Genomic DNA, 17,346 nt, shown 5'->3' with positions numbered 1-17,346 from the left:
GTCAGTCCTCAGCCGTTGTAGGCGTCGCAGTAAGCCTGGGCTTCGGCGACGTCCAAAGTACCTTCGTAGATCGCGCGGCCGGTGATGGCGCCGATGATGCCGGGCGCCTTGGCGTCCAGCAGCGACTTGATGTCACCCAGGTTGTGAATGCCACCGGAGGCGATCACCGGGATCCTGGTCGCGGCGGCCAGCGCTGCGGTGAACGGCACGTTGCAGCCCTGCATCATGCCGTCTTTGGCGATGTCGGTATAAACGATGGCGGACACGCCGTCGGCTTCGAACTGCTTGGCCAGGTCGATGACCTGCACGGTGCTGATCTCAGCCCAACCGTCGGTGGCGACAAAGCCGTCTTTGGCATCCAGGCCGACAATCACCTTGCCCGGAAACGCACGGCAGGCTTCTGCCACAAACGCCGGGTCTTTCACCGCTTTGGTGCCGATGATCACGTAGCTCACGCCAGCCTTGACGTAGTGCTCGATGGTTTCCAGGGAGCGAATGCCGCCGCCGATCTGGATCGGCAGGTTCGGGTAGCGTTTGGCGATGGCGGTCACCACTTCGCCATTGACTGGCTGGCCTTCGAAGGCGCCGTTCAAGTCCACCAGATGCAGACGACGGCAGCCCCCTTCTACCCATTTGGCAGCCATGCTCACCGGGTCATCGGAGAACACGGTGGAGTCTTCCATGCGGCCTTGGCGCAGGCGTACACAAGCGCCGTCCTTGAGATCGATAGCGGGGATAATCAGCATCTGGCAAACCTTATTCGATATTCAGCAATGCTTGGGAAATCAGGGTTTCTCAAGCGACCACAGGTCGCTTTCGATGCTTTCGAACCTTTCTTTAAGGAGCGTCTGCGTATCGAAAATCGCCCTGTTGTAATAGTGCGGCGCCACTTCGGTGGTGAACAGCTCAAGAATCTCGGCGACCTCGAACGAGCCCAACTTAAGCTCGAAACGGTCCTCCATGAAACGCTTGATCTTGTCGGTTGCCTCACGCTCCTGTTCGGGCGTGAGGTTCAAGATAGGCGGCTTCGGCTTCTTGGCCATTACCAGCGACCATCCCACGCGGCGAAGTTCTGCAGCAATTGCAGGCCATGGGTATGGCTTTTCTCCGGGTGGAACTGCACGGCAAAGCGCGAACCGTCGGCCAGCGCGGCGGCGAAATCGACGCCATAATGCCCGCCGCCCACCACGTGGCGCGGGTTACCGGCATTGATGTAGTAGCTGTGCACAAAGTAGAAACGCGCCAGGTCCGGAATGTCGTGCCACAGCGGGTGTTCGACGGTCTGGCTGACTTCGTTCCAACCCATGTGCGGCACCTTCAAGTGCTCGCCGTCTTCGTGCAGGTCTTTACCAAAGAACTTCACCTGGCCGGGGAACAGGCCGATGCAGTCGACGCCGCCGTTCTCTTCACTGCTGTCGAGCAAGGCTTGCATGCCCACGCAGATGCCGAGGAACGGGCGGTCCTGGCTGACTTCACGCACCAGGCTGTCAAAGCCCAGGCGGCGGATCTCGGCCATGCAATCGCGAATCGCGCCGACGCCGGGGAACACCACGCGGTCGGCTTCGCGAATCACGTTGGCATCGCTGGTGATCAGCACCTTGCCGGCGCCTACGTGCTCGAGCGCCTTGGCCACCGAGTGCAGGTTACCCATGCCGTAATCGATAACCGCGACCGTCTGCATTACAGAACGCCCTTGGTCGATGGCATTTGCCCGGCCATGCGGTCATCCAGCTCTACGGCCATGCGCAGTGCGCGGCCGAATGCCTTGAACACGGTTTCGATCTGGTGGTGGGTGTTGGTGCCGCGCAGGTTGTCGATGTGCAGGCTGACGAGTGCGTGGTTGACGAAGCCCTGGAAGAACTCCTGGAACAGGTCGACATCGAAGCCGCCCACGGTAGCGCGGGTGTACGGCACGTGCATCTGCAGACCCGGGCGGCCGGAGAAGTCGATGACTACACGCGACAGCGCTTCGTCCAGCGGGACATAGGCATGGCCGTAGCGACGGATGCCTTTTTTGTCGCCGATGGCCTTGGCAAATGCCTGGCCGAGGGTGATGCCTACGTCTTCCACCGTGTGGTGGTCGTCGATATGCAGGTCGCCCTTGCTGACGATATCCAGGTCGATCAGCCCGTGACGGGCGATCTGGTCCAGCATGTGCTCAAGAAAAGGGACACCGATATCAAATCGGGCCTTTCCGGTGCCATCCAGGTTGATCGAGGCTTTGATCTGGGTTTCCAGAGTGTCGCGCTCGACGGATACCTTACGTTCGGCCATCACCAGCTCCGCAAAATCATTGGGCGAAAAAGGCAGCCATTATAGGGGTGCGGGCGCTAAACAGAAACATCGAAGGGGATAAGACTGACGAGTTGATGAATGCGCCCCAGCATGGTGCGCAAAGATCGTTCCCACGCTCTGCGTGGGAATGCCGCTTGGGACGCTCCGCGTTCCGCTGTCGACGCTCGACTGAAGCCTTGCGCCATGGTGACGCAGAGCGTCACAGCCTGCATTCCCACGCGGGAGCGTGGGAACGATCAGGCGGGATTAGTGGAACAACACCGCTGTCTTCTGCAGGGTCACCCACACACCCCACGCCAACGGAATACCTACCACCAGCCAGGCGGCAATCGCCATCGGCACAGTACCAGGGGCCGCTTTCCACTCCAGCGAAGTGCTGGCATCAGCGCCTTTGTCATGGCCCAGCGCCTGTTCGGCAGCCAGCTCGGCGTCGGTCATGAAGTACTTGTCGGCCACCGGGCGCACCAGCAGGTTGCAGAGGAAACCCAGCACCAGCAGGCCTGCAAGGATGTACAAGGTGATGTCGTAGGCCGCAGCGCGCGGAACGCCGATGCTCAGCTGGTATTCGCGAAGGTAGTTCACCAACACCGGGCCCAGCACGCCGGCCGCCGCCCAAGCGGTCAACAGACGACCGTGGATCGCGCCGACCATCTGGGTGCCGAACAGGTCGGCCAGGTACGCAGGCACGGTCGCAAAACCGCCGCCGTACATCGACAGGATGATGCAGAACGCCGCCACAAACAGTGCCACGTTGCCCAGGTGCCCCAGGTTCGGGATTAGCGCGTACAGGGCAAAGCCCAGGGCGAAGAACACGAAGTAGGTGTTTTTACGGCCCAGGTAGTCGGAGAACGACGCCCAGAAAAACCGGCCACCGATGTTGAACAGGCTCAACAGACCGGTGAAACCTGCAGCGATGGCCGCAATGGAAGCCAGTTGACCTGCGTCCAGCTGGCCAAACGGCACATCCACACCCAGCAACTTGCCACCGAACACTTCCTGCAGCAGCGGCGACGCCATGCCGAGGATGCCGATACCGGCGGACACGTTCAGGCACAGCACCAGCCATACCAGGCGGAATTGCGGGGTTTTCCACGCTACGTTCACGTGCACGTGGCGGTGGGTGATCATCGCGTTGCTGGCTTTTTTCGCCGGGGCGGTCCAGCCCTCAGGCTTCCAGCCGGTCGGCGGCACGCGGTACGAGAGTGCGCCACCAATCATGAACACGAAGTAGATGACGGCCATGACCACAAAGCTCTGCCACACACCCACGCTGGTTGGCGAGGCGAAATGGCCCATCAGCGCTGCGGCCAACGGTGCACCCACCATCGCGCCACCGCCGAAGCCCATGATCGCCATGCCGGTAGCCATGCCGCGCTTGTCCGGGAACCACTTGATCAGGGTCGACACCGGCGAGATGTAGCCCAGGCCCAGGCCGATACCGCCAATCACACCGGAGCCGATCCACATCAGCCAGATCTGGTGGGTATAAATCCCCAGCGCCGAGATCAACAGGCCGCCGCACCAGCACAAAGCCGAGACAACACCGGCTTTGCGTGGCCCGGCATGTTCCAGCCAGCCACCCCAGATGGCCGCCGAGCAGCCCAGGAAGATGAAGAACAGGGTGTAGATCCAGCCCAGCATGGAGATGGGCCAGTCGCACTGGGACGAGAAGACTTGCGCGATAAAGCTCATGTCCGGCGCGCAGGCGACCGGTGCGGTGATACCCAGTGCCTTGGACAGCGGCAGCCAGAATACCGAGAACCCGTAGGCCATGCCGATACAGAGGTGGATGGCCAGGGCGGCCGGTGGAACCAGCCAGCGGTTGAAGCCAGGCTTGGCGATAATGCGTTCCTTGGACAGGAACGCAGGCTGTGCGGCAGTACTACCGGCCGCAGTGCTAGTGCTCATTGGTGTTTCCCCCAGTTATTAGTATGTGTCCGTCAGGCACTCTCTCCCTCGACCTTGCACGCAGAGCGTTGGCCGTTGTTGTTGAGTAAAGCTCCTTTTAAGCGCGACTTTGTGTCGCAGACGACAGACGAACCCGCAAAGATTAGCACCAGTGGGTGACAGAAAAACCAAACTGACATCACCTTTTTTACTCAAACTGATGTGTTTGACAGCAAAATCCGACTTTGCCGGTGCTAGATACAATGTAACGATGCGTGAACTGACGCAGGCCTTCGGGCGTTATACTCTGCGGCTAAATTTTGAAATCGACATACAAGGACTCGCCCATGAAAGCGTTCGGCAAAATCCTGGGTCTGGTACTCCTCGGGCTGTTGCTGATCATTGTGGCCCTGGGCTTTGCCCTGACCCACCTCTTCGATCCCAACGACTACAAAGACGAGATTCGCCAGATTGCCCGCGACAAGGCCCACATCGAGCTGACGCTCAATGGCGATATCGGCTGGAGCCTGTTCCCCTGGCTGGGCCTTGAGCTGCATGAAGCCAGCGTGGCGACCATGACCAACCCGACCCAACCGTTCGCCGACTTGCAGATGCTCGGCCTGTCGGTGCGCGTGCTGCCGCTGCTGCGCCGCGAAGTGCAGATGAGCGATGTGCGTGTCGAAGGCCTCAACCTGCGCCTTAACCGTGACAAGCAAGGCCATGGCAACTGGGAAGACATCGGCAAAAATGTGCCGGATGCAGCCGAAGCCGCCGGCGCCCCTGCCCCAACGCAAGCCCCGGCCGAGCCCGAACCGGAAAAGCCGCCCAAGCCGATCCGCCTGGACATCGACAGCCTGACCATCAACAACGCCCGCGTTGAATACAACGATGAGCAGACCGGCAAACAGTTCAGCGCCGAAAGTATCCAACTGAGCGCCGGCGCCGTGCACGAAGGCGCGAGCATTCCACTCAAGCTCACCGCCTTCCTGGGCAGCAACCAGCCACTGATGCGTGTCAAAACCGAACTGAACGGCAACCTGCGTATCCAGCGTGCCCTGCAACGCTACCAGTTCGAAGACATGAAACTCAGCGGCGAAGCCACCGGCGAGCCGCTGCAAGGCAAGACCGTGACCTTCTCCACCCAGGGCCAATTGCTGGTGGACCTGGCGGCCAACATCGCCGAATGGACCAACCTCAAGCTCTCCGCCAACCAACTGCGCGCCTTGGGCGAACTGAAGGTCAATGACCTGAACAAAACCCCGCAAGTCAGCGGCGCGCTGTCGATTGCCCAGTTTGACCTGGCCAAGTTCCTCGACAGCGTCGGCCACCCGCTGCCGCCCATGGCTGACGGCAGCCTGAGCAAAGTCGAGCTGGTCAGCCGCCTCAAGGGCACCCCGACCAGCGTGGCGCTGGAAGACCTGAACCTGAAACTCGACGGCAGCACCTTCACCGGTCGTATCGCCGTGGATGACTTTGCCAGGCAAGCCCTGCGCGTGCAGCTCAAGGGCGACACCTTCAACGCTGATAACTACCTGCCGGCCAAGTCCGAATCGGCCAAAGGCGCAACCGCCGCCCGCCAGGCCGAAGTGCAGAACAGCGAAGCCGGCGCCATGGCCGCAGGTGGCACCACACCATTGCCGGAAGCCCCGACCAAAGGCGCGTGGAGCACCGACAAACTGCTGCCACTGACCCGCCTGCGCGCCCTGGACGTCAACGCCGACCTGGCCTTTGGGCAGCTGACCTTAAGCAAGCTGCCGATCCAGAATGCAGCGCTCAAGGCCTCCGGCGCCGATGGCCAGCTCAAGCTCGACACTTTGAGCGGCGGCCTCTACAACGGCACCTTCCAGGCCAACGGCACACTCGATGTGCGCCAGGACATCCCGCTGCTGGCGCTGCAAACCCACATCAAGCAAGTGCCGGTTGAACGCATCCTGCAAGCCCAGGGGCAAAACCCGCCGGTCAAAGGCCAGGTCACTCTCGACAGCAACCTCAGCGGCCGTGGCAACAGCCAAAAGGCGCTGATCGACAGCCTCAACGGTACCGCCAGCTTTGTGATCACTAACGGCGCACTGCTCAACGCCAACATTGAACAGCAACTGTGTACCGGCATTGCGCTGCTCAATCGCAAAACACTGAGCACCACGCCACAGGGCAAGGACACACCGTTCCAGGAGCTGCGCGGCACACTTAACTTGCGTAACGGCGTAGCGAGCAACCCGGACCTCAAAGTGCGCATCCCGGGCCTGGCGGTCAACGGCAACGGTGACGTCGACCTGCGTGTGCTGGGCATGGACTACCGCGTCGGCATCATCGTCGAAGGCGACCAGCGCGACGTGCCGGACCCGGCCTGCCAGGTCGGCGCCAACTTCCAGAACATCGAAGTGCCGCTGCGCTGCCGTGGCCCGCTGGAACTGGGCGCCAAGGCCTGCCGCCTGGACAAGGACGGCTTCACCCAGGTCGCCATCAAAGCGGCCGGCAACAAGCTCAGCGATAAGATCGAAGAGAAGCTCGACAAGGTAAATCCGCAGCTTAAAGACGCCCTTAAAGGCCTGTTCAAACGATGAGAAACGAGCAGTTTTCACAGGCGGTGCTGGACTGGTACGACCGCCACGGTCGCCATGACCTGCCCTGGCAACAGGGCATCACGCCTTACCGGGTGTGGGTCTCGGAGATCATGTTGCAACAGACCCAGGTGAGCACGGTGCTCAACTATTTCGACCGGTTCATGGCTTCCTTGCCGACGGTCGAAGCCCTGGCCGCCGCGCCGGAAGATGAAGTGCTGCACCTGTGGACGGGCCTGGGTTATTACACCCGTGCACGTAACCTGCAGAAGACTGCCAAAATCGTGGTCGCTGAATACGGCGGCGAATTTCCCAAGGATGTGCAAAAGCTCACTGAGCTGCCCGGCATTGGCCTCTCAACCGCCGGCGCCATCGCCAGCTTGAGCATGGGCCTGCGCGCGCCGATCCTCGACGGCAACGTTAAACGCGTGCTGGCGCGCTTTACCGCGCAAGAAGGCTACCCCGGCGAACCCAAGGTCGCGAAACAGCTCTGGGCCACCGCTGAGCGCTTTACGCCCCACGATCGCGTCAATGCCTACACCCAGGCAATGATGGACATGGGCGCCACGCTCTGCACGCGCAGCAAGCCCAGCTGCCTGCTGTGCCCGCTGGAAAAAGGCTGCGAAGCCCATATGCTCGGCCTGGAGACGCGTTACCCGATCCCCAAGCCGCGCAAGACCATCCCGCAAAAACGCACGCTGATGCCACTGCTGGCCAACGCCGAGGGCGCGATTCTGCTTTACCGTCGCCCGTCCACGGGCCTGTGGGGCGGTTTGTGGAGCTTGCCGGAACTTGATGACCTGCAAGACCTGGAACACCTCGCCAACCAGCACGCGCTGGCTCTGGGCGAACAACAGGCGCTGCCGGGGCTGATCCACACCTTCAGCCACTTCCAGCTGGCCATCGAACCCTGGCTGGTGCAGGTCGAGGAATCCGCCCATCACGTGGCCGAGGCCGACTGGCTCTGGTATAACCTCGCCACCCCGCCGCGCCTGGGCCTTGCCGCCCCGGTGAAAAAACTGCTGAAGCGCGCGGCCGACGTATTGAACGCAGGAGTTTCGTCATGACCCGCACCGTAATGTGCCGCAAGTACAAAGAAGAACTGCCAGGCCTGGAACGTCCTCCGTACCCAGGCGCCAAGGGCCAGGATATTTTCGAACATATCTCCGCCCAGGCCTGGGGCGACTGGCTGAAACACCAGACCCTGCTGATCAACGAAAAACGCCTGAACATGATGAACGCCGAAGACCGTAAATACCTGGCGGGCGAAATGGACAAGTTCTTTTCCGGCGAGGATTACGCCAAGGCCGACGGCTACGTGCCGCCTGCTCAATAATTGATCAAAAACCGGGGTCGGCACGTAAGCGACGGTAATAATTAAATATTTTTTGAAAACTTGCTTGACGACCCCCTGAAAAACCCGTTTAATGCGCCCCGTTGCCCAGATAGCTCAGTCGGTAGAGCAGGGGATTGAAAATCCCCGTGTCGGCGGTTCGATTCCGTCTCTGGGCACCACCTTTCGTTTTCAGGTGATGCCAAGCACACCTGAAAGCACACAAGAAACCCGCCTAGTGCGGGTTTTTTGCTTTCTACGGTTCCCAACCGTTCCCTTGTAAGCCCAAACATATGTGAGTAGATCCAATTCGGTCTAGAAACCTACTCACACTAGGACGGCAATACGTCCGCCGGGTGCGGCCTGCAAGGAGGCTGCGTGACACTCTCAGATACCACCATCCGTACCGCCAAGCCGAAGGACAAGCTGTACCGGCTGACCGACGCCAATGGCCTGTGCCTAGAAGTGACCCCGACCGGCTCCACGCTGTGGCGCTATCGTTACCGCTTCAATGGCAGCGCGAAGATGCTGGCGCTCGGCGTATACCCAGCAGTCACCCTACTGAAGGCTCGTCAGCTTCGCGATGGGGCACGCCAGCTACTGATTGAAGGCACCGACCCCGGCGAGCAGAAAGCACAACCTACAAGGCCAAGTTGTACCTGGAGAATGATTTGATTCCAGGTATTGGTTCTCGCCCTGTAAAAGCGATCACCCGGCCCGATCTGGTAGAGCTGGTGCGTAAGGTGAGGCAAGAGGCACGCTCAATGCCGCTGGCAAGATCCGTCAATGGCTAGGTACGGGCTGGTCAAGGGGGTCGTAGACGCCAATCCAGCTACGGATCTGACTGTGGTAGCAGCGCCTGCGAAGGCTGCCAGCCATCATCCGCACGTCACCTTTGCTGAACTCCCAGAGCTGCTGGCAAAGTGCGAAGCGGCGAATCTCCACTCGCTGACCCGGTACGCCAGCCGCTTGCTGGCGCTCACGGCCGTTCGCCCAGGCGAACTTTGCCAAGCCCGTTGGGCAGAGTTCGATCTGGGGCACGTCACTTGGACAATTCCAGCAGAACGCATGAAAGCCCGCCGTCCTCACATCGTCCCCCTGCCCCGCCAGGCTGTTGCGATCTTGCGCCAGCTTCAAGAGGTCACCGGGCCATATGAGCTAGTTTTTGCTGGCGCCAACCCTCAGCGCCCTATGAGTGAGAACACCGTCAACAAAGCGCTTCGCCTCATGGGCTATGAAGGACGTCAGACCGGCCACTGGTACCGCCACTTGCTCAGCACCGAGCTAAATGGCCGTGGGCACAACAAAGATTGGATAGAGCGCCAGCTTGCCCATGGTGATTCCGACGAAATACGAGGCACCTACAACCATGCAGCCTATGTAGAGCAGCGCAGGGAAATGATGCAGTCATGAGCCGACTCGATAGATGCGCTATGCGCAGGGGCCAATGTCGTGAGTATTAAGCTCAAAGCTTAGTGTTCCGACATAGGGCGGGTTTGCTTAGGACTGGTTGGAATTTGCTGTTAAGATTCTGGCACTGTGATTTTATCCACTAGTGGCACGGGATGACAGAGGCGCGGAATGCTTTCACCCAAGGAATATATATCGCTTGAAGCAGCCTGCGTTTCCATCAAAGCAGGGCGCCCAGCGCTGCTGGAGGGGTTTGCGCGCCTGGTGCTAGGGGTTTTAGACACCGGATCTCAATTCAACCAGGTCACTATTTGCGTAATCGAGAACGGTAAGCCAAACCCTGATATTGCCCTCACATATCAGGACATTGGCGAATACCTCATGGCGGCAACTGGCAAACACGTTCCGGTGCTGCTTCATACTGAAAACGGCGTAATCGAATCTAGCCGAGTTCTTGTGGAGAGGAGTTGGATATCTAGCCAGCTCGAAGCCGCGTCGGAGTCAGCGACCATAAATTCTGCCCTACGAGAGCCAGCAGCCAACCAAACACTCTCGGTCGTCCAAGCGGTCAATTCGTGGCGGGCTGCTAGTTGGGTTGACCAACCTGCGCCGATGAGCGCAGACGGCTATAAGAAACTTCGCAAATGGCTCAAGCATCAAAATGATCAGAGAAAGGCAAACGAGTCAGCCAGCAAGCTCACCATCGAGTTGGAAATAGCATTAGCTCGGGCTGAAAAAGCTGAAACTATCGCTCTCGCCAAAAATGCCGAAGTAACTGTTTTGGAATCCAGAGATCGGCTAAGCATGATGGAGCTTTCTGCGAAAGAGCGAACCATCCAGTCCCAAAGATTAGAAATCCAAAAGCTGCAGGAAAAGTTAGAGATTTCGAACGAACAAACCAAGGGGCCGCGCCGTCAACCGGCTAAAGCGCGTGCGATTGTGGCGGTGCATGAAATGGCAGCGCGGCTGTGGGCGTCTCCAGACTTCAAGGACTATCGTATCGGCGATATGGCAGACTTCATAAAGATTCACATGATTGCCAACGAGCCTGAGCATGCAGGTGTGATGCCTGAGCTTACATCGACTGTCGTGAGGTGGCTGAAGCAAATGACCGGGATTCCCGACGGAGCAAGCCTGCCTGGTCGCCCTCCAAAATCAAAAAATTAATCTAGGCATAAAACTTATAACCAGATTAAAAATATCCACCTAATTTTCTGTGGATAAAGCCCCTTCTAGCATTGGCATCGTCGATTACCAACAACGCCCTAGGAGGCGCAGACGATGGCAACTCAAGCCAAACCTATTCGCAAAACAGAACAGCCCGCCCAAGCGAGGGAGCAGCCTCGACGCTTCATCAATCTGAGCGAGGTCAAAGCCCTGACCACTCTCTCCACATCAGAGATCTATCGTCGTATTGCAGCTGGACGCTTCCCTAAGCAGGTAATGCTGGGGCCGAAGTCGGCCGTGCGGATTGAGTCCGAGGTTATCAATTGGTGCGAATCTCTTATTGCTCTGCGAGCGGAGGAGGCTTAGATGACCGTCCAAAAAAAAGGCCAACCCAATAAGGCCAGCCCAGAAAAAACGCACCTCTACGATACCAGTAACCACGCCCAACCAGTACGGCTTGTTCCGCGCCTTCGTAAGGGGTCTGCTGACACGTCCACCATCATGCGCGAACTAAACATCTGCCGTCCTGGTGCCCGTATCTGCGACTTGCGCAATGCCGGCTACAAGATCATCACCAACCGCATCACGATGACGGATGAGTGGGGGCGCATCCACCGCGGAGTTGCCGTTTACACACTGATCGCTGAACCAGTTGCGAGGGTGGCTGCATGAATATCATCCCGCTTACCCGCGTAGGTGACGAACCCCGCGTGGACAGCCGGCAGCTCGCTGAGCAGTTGGGCAATCAGCACAAAAACGCCCTCGCGCTGATCGAGCGCTACACCGACAAATTCAAAGAGTTCGGATTGTTCGCGTTTCAAACGGAGGCAGTGAAAGCGCCAGGGCAGCGCGGTACTAAGCACCTCAAGTACGCCCTGCTCAATGAGGATCAAGCGTTCTTCCTGCTGTCTCTGACCCGCAATACCGACCGCGTTGTGGCGCTGAAAGCGAGCCTAATCATGGCTTTCCGCGAAGCACGGTTTGGGCACGCCTGCCACACATTGGAGGCCCGGAAGAAGGAAGCCAGCAACAGTGGTCGCCGGCTGGCTCACTGGCGCTATGACAAGCCGGGTGTGTACGCGCACGTCGCCCATCTGAGGGAACAACTGAAGCTGCCCCTCGGTTTGGAGGACTTCCGTCCATGACAGCTACGCTCATGATCAGCGATAAACGGTCGATAAGTTTTGTTGCAAGCAATCGTGCTCATCGGTATGGCCTGTCCGTCGCTGCAAATTCAGCGACCGGGCTTGGTAACCCGATCAGCAAAAGGCGCACTGATCGAACATTGCGGCCTTGATGTTATTCGCCATCGTACTGGCGTACCCATCCGCCTTGGCCTTCGCCCCCTGTACAGCGGCGGAATTGCCTACAGCGTGAGCCGCTGCACGCCTCTGTGAGCGACGCTTCACCTTGGTCTGGGCCTGCGCATCACCAGAATCTGCTCGGGCCTTGAGTGCCGCGGGAGCGTCTGTAGCCCGTCGAGAGATGAACTCCCGCTCCTCATCAAGAGTTTGATAAATGTGTCAGAGGGCGCCGCGGGGGAGATTCGTACTCCTTTTCGCTCAGTGCCCTCTCGCGTATCCGAATCAAAATTAGGTCCGCGAGTGAGACTGTTACGCTAGCTTGCGTAGTGCTTAAACTGCTCCAAGTCGAGCACTGTTCCAACTGCTACCAATGTTTCAAGCAATTCTAATTGAGCATGCAATCTAGTATCTGATCACCTAGCGCATTTTCACCGCCCAGCCAATGGCGTTGGCGCCTACCATTGCTTAAAGAAGGAAAAGGGAATGCCAAGTGTCAAGAACCCAAAGAGTACGGTCGGAGGTAGCGCCGGGGAGAGGGGAATAGATTTCCAAGGGCGAGTGAGCGCGATCGTCATGGCCCACCTGGTGGCCGAGCGGCCTTTAGGATGGCTCGAGGGTATATTGCACGACACGCCTTCGGAGCTAGACGCTGAGACTGGAGGACCTGGTGACGACATTCGGTTCCTCACAATGGGTGGGGAGCGAGTCGAGCTGCAGGCTAAGCGTGGGTTGCACCGCGGCGATGACCTTTGGGATGCTCTTCTGTCGCTTGCTGAAGGTATCTCCGCAGGGATCATAGATGCTGGCATTTTGGCGGTCTGCCCCAATAGCAGCGGAACGATTAGGGAAGCCTTGTCAGAAGACATCATTCGCTTGGGGACAGGCCGATCTGACGGGCTGCGAGGGATTGGTTCCGATTTTTTTGCGCGGCTAACCACCAAATTACTTGATACCAACCATATTTGCAGCCGCCTCCGCATCGTGGTTGTGAGTGCGGTGAGTAGCAACCGAGAGTCTGAAGCCAACGCAAGCGAACGACTAGGTCGCGTCGCCCGAGACCCCCAAGCGGCGTGGAAGGTGCTCGTCGAATACAGCCGGCAACTTATCAGGGTGCGGGGGAAGGCAACACCGGATCAGATATATCGAGAGCTTTCGCTCGCTGGCGTTCCACTGAAGACGAGTGAAATCGAGACTCGCGTACAACTCCAAGCAGGCGTTAGAGAATGGCTCCAGAAGACATACGCGGAGATCAGCATACTTGGGGTGAATAGTCGAGTTTCGTTCGACGAGTGTTGGCTTTCTCTCGATGCCCATTTGTTGAAGGGTGGACCGACGGCGCATGAGGATTTGGACAAGGCTCTCAAGCACTACCACGAATACTCTTACAGGCACTCGTCTGAGCAGTCCTTCGATTCGCACACGATCGGACGCTTCGTCAACAAGTGCGTAGTCCTGGGTGGTCCAGGTATCGGCAAATCAACACTGCTGAAGAAGCTCGCGCTTGAGTACGCAAGGGACGGATTTTTAACTCTCCTTGTGCGGTTACCACAAGTGGTCGCACTCGTCACGCGGGAGGGCCGCCGGTTTGAAGACAGCCTTGTCAACATAGCTTTGAGCGGCTCTGGAGTTAGGGCATCGTCGACGTCTTTAGACGGCGCCGTGATTCTTTGCGATGGGCTGGATGAGTGCGGGAGTCAGCAGCCGCTTGTGACCGCAGCATTGCATGCCTTCTCCATTGCCCATCCGACCTCTCGGATTGTGATCGCAAGCCGCCCGATCGGTTACAGAGCAGGCGAAATCTCGGACTGGAGGCATTATGAACTTCAGCCACTGAAGGATACAGAGGCAGAGCAGGCGCTCTCGCGAGTCCTTCGGGCGATCCCATTTGCAACCGAGCTATTACGGGAGAAGGCAATCACGCTGGCGAAGCAGCAACTACGGACTAGAAGCATCCAAGGAGCTGCATCCCGCAGCCCGCTCATGCTCACGCTGATAGCTGCGTTGTCTGCAAAGGGTATTGATCCCGGGAGTGGAAAAGCTGCCCTGTATCGCCAGCTCTTCCAACTGATTGAGGATCATCCGCCGCCCCGAATGGGTGATCATCTCCCAAGTGAGCCTGAACGAAGAAGGTTTCTTGAACTATTAGGATGGTCCCTAATGGCCTACGGAAACGAACCCGCAGACCATACATTGAAGCGATGTGCCAAATGGTGGACTGAGGAGATGGGCACAACTTTGTTAGCCAGCAAAACCAGGGTCGGTGAATGTTGCCACTATTGGGAGTGTCTGGGCGTTTTGGAACGAGTGCGCACCCTGACTCAAGAGGCGATTACCTTTGTTCACAAGACATTTGGAGAGTTCGCAGCGGCACGGTATATCTCTCAAAGTAGCGAGGAAAGCCAGCGCACGCTCGTTGCGCGTGCAATTCAGACAACCGAATGGAAAGAAGCGCTTTCCTTCGCAAGTCATCTTGGATTGGCATCGTTGATTTTGGAAGTATGGACTGAGCTCGCGCTGGACGGCGACCCGGAGGCAGGGCACGGACTGGATGACGCTATGGAATTGGTTGTTCAATCGGGAGTAACGATCACAGGCAACACGTTAAATGGGTTTGCGGCATGTTGCTGGAAAATCGTCGGTGACGACGCCTCAAGAGCTCGATTTGCAGCGGGCGAAGCCCTTTGCATTATGGCGAAGGCGCACTGGCAAGTAGCGCGGCTCGGCGCGATTGAGCGTCGTGAGGACACAGACAATTGGAGCAAGCTAGTCGCCTGGGCATGTCTTAGCGTGAGCCAAGAACAGGACCTTCCAGTTCCAGAGCTGGTCGCTATCCTTCGAAACCTGAGCGACCTAATGCCAAGGCAGTCCTATCGGGGGGGGCTTAGGCTAGGGGCAAATGGCAATCTAGTGCGCCAACAGCTTATTTTGAGTGCGACTAAACGAATACTACAAAAAGGGCCGGATGCGGATGGGCTCGATACATTGAGGGGCATGTTTTCTCAACAGACGGGCTCGCTGAGTGTCAGTACGATCGGAAAACTAAGCTCGCTCTTTGAAGAGATAGGGTTCGATACTCCTCTAGAGTTACAAAATTTATGGCCAAAACACAAAGATTGGCTTGCTCCGAATCGCGAAGAATGGATCCGGAGGGACTGTTACTTTCTTGATGTCCTCGATGATCCATCCCTGTACGTCGAAGGAACGGTGGCCGAGGATCTAGCGCAATACTGGGAGTTGGGAGGCTTGCTCACGGCGAGCAGATTTTGGGAGACTCCCGCTGCAGAGGCTATGAACTTATGCTCTGAAAACGATGCGCTGCAGCTGAGGCGGATGGTGATGCACGCTGTTGCTAAAGCTGCCGATTTGGATCTAAGAAGGTTGATATTGCAGGTAAGGGCCTGCCGTGGGCGGATTCTTAATGCAGATTGCAACGAACTTACAGGACTATTTGATTTACCTCGCGTTGACGTAGCTCCGCAGTTCGAAACTGCTCTGATTGGTGTTGAAAGGGTCCGTGAACTGGAGCAGGTCATACTTGGAGGTGGTGAATTCTTCCCCTTGAATGCCACTCTACTGCTGTACGAGTTGCGTGACCGCCCTGAATTCCTTGAAGCGATTGAGCGGCTAGTTACAAATGGGCGTGGCGTTTCGTTGCGCTTTGCTGCAGTGCTTACGCATTCGCTCCCAGAGAAAGCTGGAGAGTCGATGCTTCTAAAGAGACTTTGCACGGGAGAAATCACGTCCGGATGTCGCCATTTATATCAGCACCTAGAGCCGCCATTTGATGTACGCCACTTAAATGCCGCGAGACGAGGCCTCGAGTGCAATCTGGCGCATGTCGCTAACGCAGCAGCCGAGCTGGCAGCAAAGCTGCCGTATACCACCGATCTTGCAACAGAGCTGCGAGACTACTTCACCCTGTGGATGACTAAGGAAGATCCGTACCCTAAGAAGGGCGGCGTCATCCCTGATAGCCCTCGAGATAAACTCGCCAGCATTCTTACGACGTGGTTCGCGGATGATCATGAGTTCTTGATTATTTTGGCGAAGGACGACCGCTCTGATGTTCGATCTGCGGCCAGAGAGCCTATCTTGAGGGCTGCCACGGAGTCACCACCATTACGAAAGCTACTAATTCAGGAAACCGAGCTCAATGCGCTGGATCCAATACTGTTGAGAGCAGTGATCACGGAGGGGCTGTTTTCAAATACAGAAGCACTCGAGGTTATGCGACTGCTTCTGAGCGACATTGCAAGCGTGCGATATGCCGCATTACCAATTCTCAACGCGGCATATCTTCCCGTTGAACTGATACAAGCTGAGAGCATGCGGCTGCTGTCTGATGATGATATGGACATTCGAGAAGCAGCTAGCCACGTACTCAAAAAATTGAGCCAAGTACCACCGGGGCTTGAAAGTCGCTCCGCCTAGTACATAATACTGGTACACTCAGCCGACGAAAGGGGGCATCAATCTCCTTTAAATGTTGGGCTTGGTGGATGATGCAACGTGTCGGCGGTTCGATTCCGTCTCTGGGCACCACTAATACCGAAAAACCCCAAGCGAAGATGATTCCTTGGGGTTTTTTATTGCCTGCGATTTAGTGGCCGCGAGCCAACGCCCCGCCCGATCCACACCCGAGGCTTATTTATCCCGCTGCTCGATCGTTTAGCTGTTACTGAATTTTCTGTTGCAAGGTAGTTATTGGATGAACCGGTACTTGTTCTGCGCGCTGTTGCTGCTGACGGCGTTGCTCAGTGGCTGCGCCACACAAATGGATGTCTCGATCAACGCAACACCCGATCCGGACTATCACTTTGATCGACAGGCGCTGGTGCTGGTGACCACGTCCGTGGGCGGCAGTGCGCAAAACACGCTCAATGCCCGCTACTACCTGCGGGACATGGTCAGCGCCATGAAGGACCAGGGCTTTCGCGAGGTGTACACCGATGCCAGCCTGCCCAAGAACCATGGGCCGATCAAAATGACCATCATCCTGGATGTCGACAGCAAGCAGGTCACTTACCGCTACACCGCCACCGATTACGGCCAGGTGCCCACCAGCACCACCACCGAGTGCAAGAAGAACAAAAAGAAAGCCGACCAGTTGACCTGCACCAGCAAGCCGACCACCACCTACGGCCCGGTGGGCACCTCGGAGCGCACCGGCTACACCACGCTCACCACCTTCACCGCCACCGCGCGTGACGAAGCAAGCCGACGCGCGGTGTACGTGTTGCGGGTGATGTCCTACAACGAAGATTGCCAGGCCGCCAAGATCGAAGCCTTCCTGGTCGAACAGGGCCTGCAGAACCTCAACTTCCAGGACCGCGTGCAGCGCAACTACACCGTGACGATGCCCGAGGGCTACCAGTGCAAGTAGGCGCCT

14 protein-coding genes, 1 tRNA gene and 1 pseudogene are annotated in these 17,346 nt (G+C 57.8%); 11 read left to right on the top strand and 5 right to left on the bottom strand.

Annotated features, from left to right (window positions below; genetic code table 11):
- Positions 1-8: 8 nt before the first annotated feature.
- The 5 genes from hisA to BLV67_RS10645 all read right to left on the bottom strand — a co-directional run bounded on the left by hisA (position 9) and on the right by BLV67_RS10645 (position 4,203).
- Positions 9-746: a 1-(5-phosphoribosyl)-5-[(5-phosphoribosylamino)methylideneamino]imidazole-4-carboxamide isomerase gene (hisA, locus tag BLV67_RS10665; RefSeq protein WP_008435688.1), complete on the bottom strand. Its 738-nt coding sequence runs from the start codon at positions 744-746 to the stop codon at positions 9-11.
- Positions 747-785: 39 nt separating this feature from the next.
- Positions 786-1,043, bottom strand: a complete 258-nt coding sequence (locus BLV67_RS10660; protein WP_005783916.1) for a DUF2164 domain-containing protein — start codon at positions 1,041-1,043, stop codon at positions 786-788.
- On the bottom strand, positions 1,043-1,681 hold the full coding sequence (gene hisH, locus BLV67_RS10655) for an imidazole glycerol phosphate synthase subunit HisH (protein ID WP_069786763.1): 639 nt from the start codon (positions 1,679-1,681) through the stop codon (positions 1,043-1,045). Before hisH ends, BLV67_RS10660 begins: the two co-directional genes overlap by 1 nt.
- Positions 1,681-2,274: an imidazoleglycerol-phosphate dehydratase HisB gene (gene hisB / locus BLV67_RS10650; protein WP_017138645.1), complete on the bottom strand. Its 594-nt coding sequence runs from the start codon at positions 2,272-2,274 to the stop codon at positions 1,681-1,683. Before hisB ends, hisH begins: the two co-directional genes overlap by 1 nt.
- Before the next feature lie 267 nt (positions 2,275-2,541).
- A complete protein-coding gene (locus tag BLV67_RS10645; RefSeq protein ID WP_065930809.1) occupies positions 2,542-4,203 on the bottom strand; it encodes an OFA family MFS transporter in 1,662 nt (553 codons plus the stop codon).
- Positions 4,204-4,529: 326 nt separating this feature from the next.
- On the opposite strand from BLV67_RS10645, the gene BLV67_RS10640 reads away from it, so the two are divergent.
- The 11 genes and pseudogenes from BLV67_RS10640 (at position 4,530) to BLV67_RS10585 (ending at position 17,340) form a co-directional block, all read left to right on the top strand.
- Positions 4,530-6,746, top strand: coding sequence for an AsmA family protein (locus tag BLV67_RS10640; RefSeq protein ID WP_069786762.1), 2,217 nt, complete (start codon positions 4,530-4,532; stop codon positions 6,744-6,746).
- Complete coding sequence (mutY, locus tag BLV67_RS10635) at positions 6,743-7,810, top strand: A/G-specific adenine glycosylase (protein WP_069786761.1); 1,068 nt, start codon at positions 6,743-6,745, stop codon at positions 7,808-7,810. The genes BLV67_RS10640 and mutY overlap by 4 nt, the downstream gene beginning before the upstream one ends.
- Complete coding sequence (locus BLV67_RS10630) at positions 7,807-8,079, top strand: oxidative damage protection protein (protein ID WP_056860676.1); 273 nt, start codon at positions 7,807-7,809, stop codon at positions 8,077-8,079. Before mutY ends, BLV67_RS10630 begins: the two co-directional genes overlap by 4 nt.
- Positions 8,080-8,182: 103 nt before the next feature.
- Positions 8,183-8,258, top strand: a tRNA-Phe gene (locus BLV67_RS10625).
- A 196-nt stretch (positions 8,259-8,454) separates the two neighbouring features.
- Positions 8,455-9,552: pseudogene (locus BLV67_RS10620) on the top strand (tyrosine-type recombinase/integrase).
- 105 nt (positions 9,553-9,657) lie between these two features.
- The gene (locus tag BLV67_RS10615; protein ID WP_069786760.1) at positions 9,658-10,653 is read left to right on the top strand and encodes a hypothetical protein; all 996 of its coding nucleotides are present in this window, start codon (positions 9,658-9,660) and stop codon (positions 10,651-10,653) included.
- 114 nt (positions 10,654-10,767) lie between these two features.
- The gene (locus tag BLV67_RS10610; RefSeq protein WP_083269344.1) at positions 10,768-11,019 is read left to right on the top strand and encodes a helix-turn-helix transcriptional regulator; all 252 of its coding nucleotides are present in this window, start codon (positions 10,768-10,770) and stop codon (positions 11,017-11,019) included.
- Positions 11,020-11,325 (top strand): helix-turn-helix domain-containing protein, encoded by a 306-nt coding sequence (locus tag BLV67_RS10605; protein WP_069786759.1) that lies wholly within the window; start codon positions 11,020-11,022, stop codon positions 11,323-11,325.
- Positions 11,322-11,798 (top strand): Rha family transcriptional regulator, encoded by a 477-nt coding sequence (locus tag BLV67_RS10600; protein ID WP_069786758.1) that lies wholly within the window; start codon positions 11,322-11,324, stop codon positions 11,796-11,798. Before BLV67_RS10605 ends, BLV67_RS10600 begins: the two co-directional genes overlap by 4 nt.
- 1,011 nt (positions 11,799-12,809) lie before the next feature.
- Complete coding sequence (locus BLV67_RS10590) at positions 12,810-16,388, top strand: NACHT domain-containing protein (RefSeq protein ID WP_244160714.1); 3,579 nt, start codon at positions 12,810-12,812, stop codon at positions 16,386-16,388.
- Positions 16,389-16,665: 277 nt separating this feature from the next.
- A complete protein-coding gene (locus tag BLV67_RS10585) occupies positions 16,666-17,340 on the top strand; it encodes a hypothetical protein (RefSeq protein WP_069786756.1) in 675 nt (224 codons plus the stop codon).
- Positions 17,341-17,346 lie beyond the last annotated feature (6 nt).

Source organism: Pseudomonas salomonii (assembly GCF_900107155.1).
Lineage (GTDB): Bacteria > Pseudomonadota > Gammaproteobacteria > Pseudomonadales > Pseudomonadaceae > Aquipseudomonas > Aquipseudomonas salomonii.
This window is presented reverse-complemented; position numbering and strand designations above follow the sequence as displayed.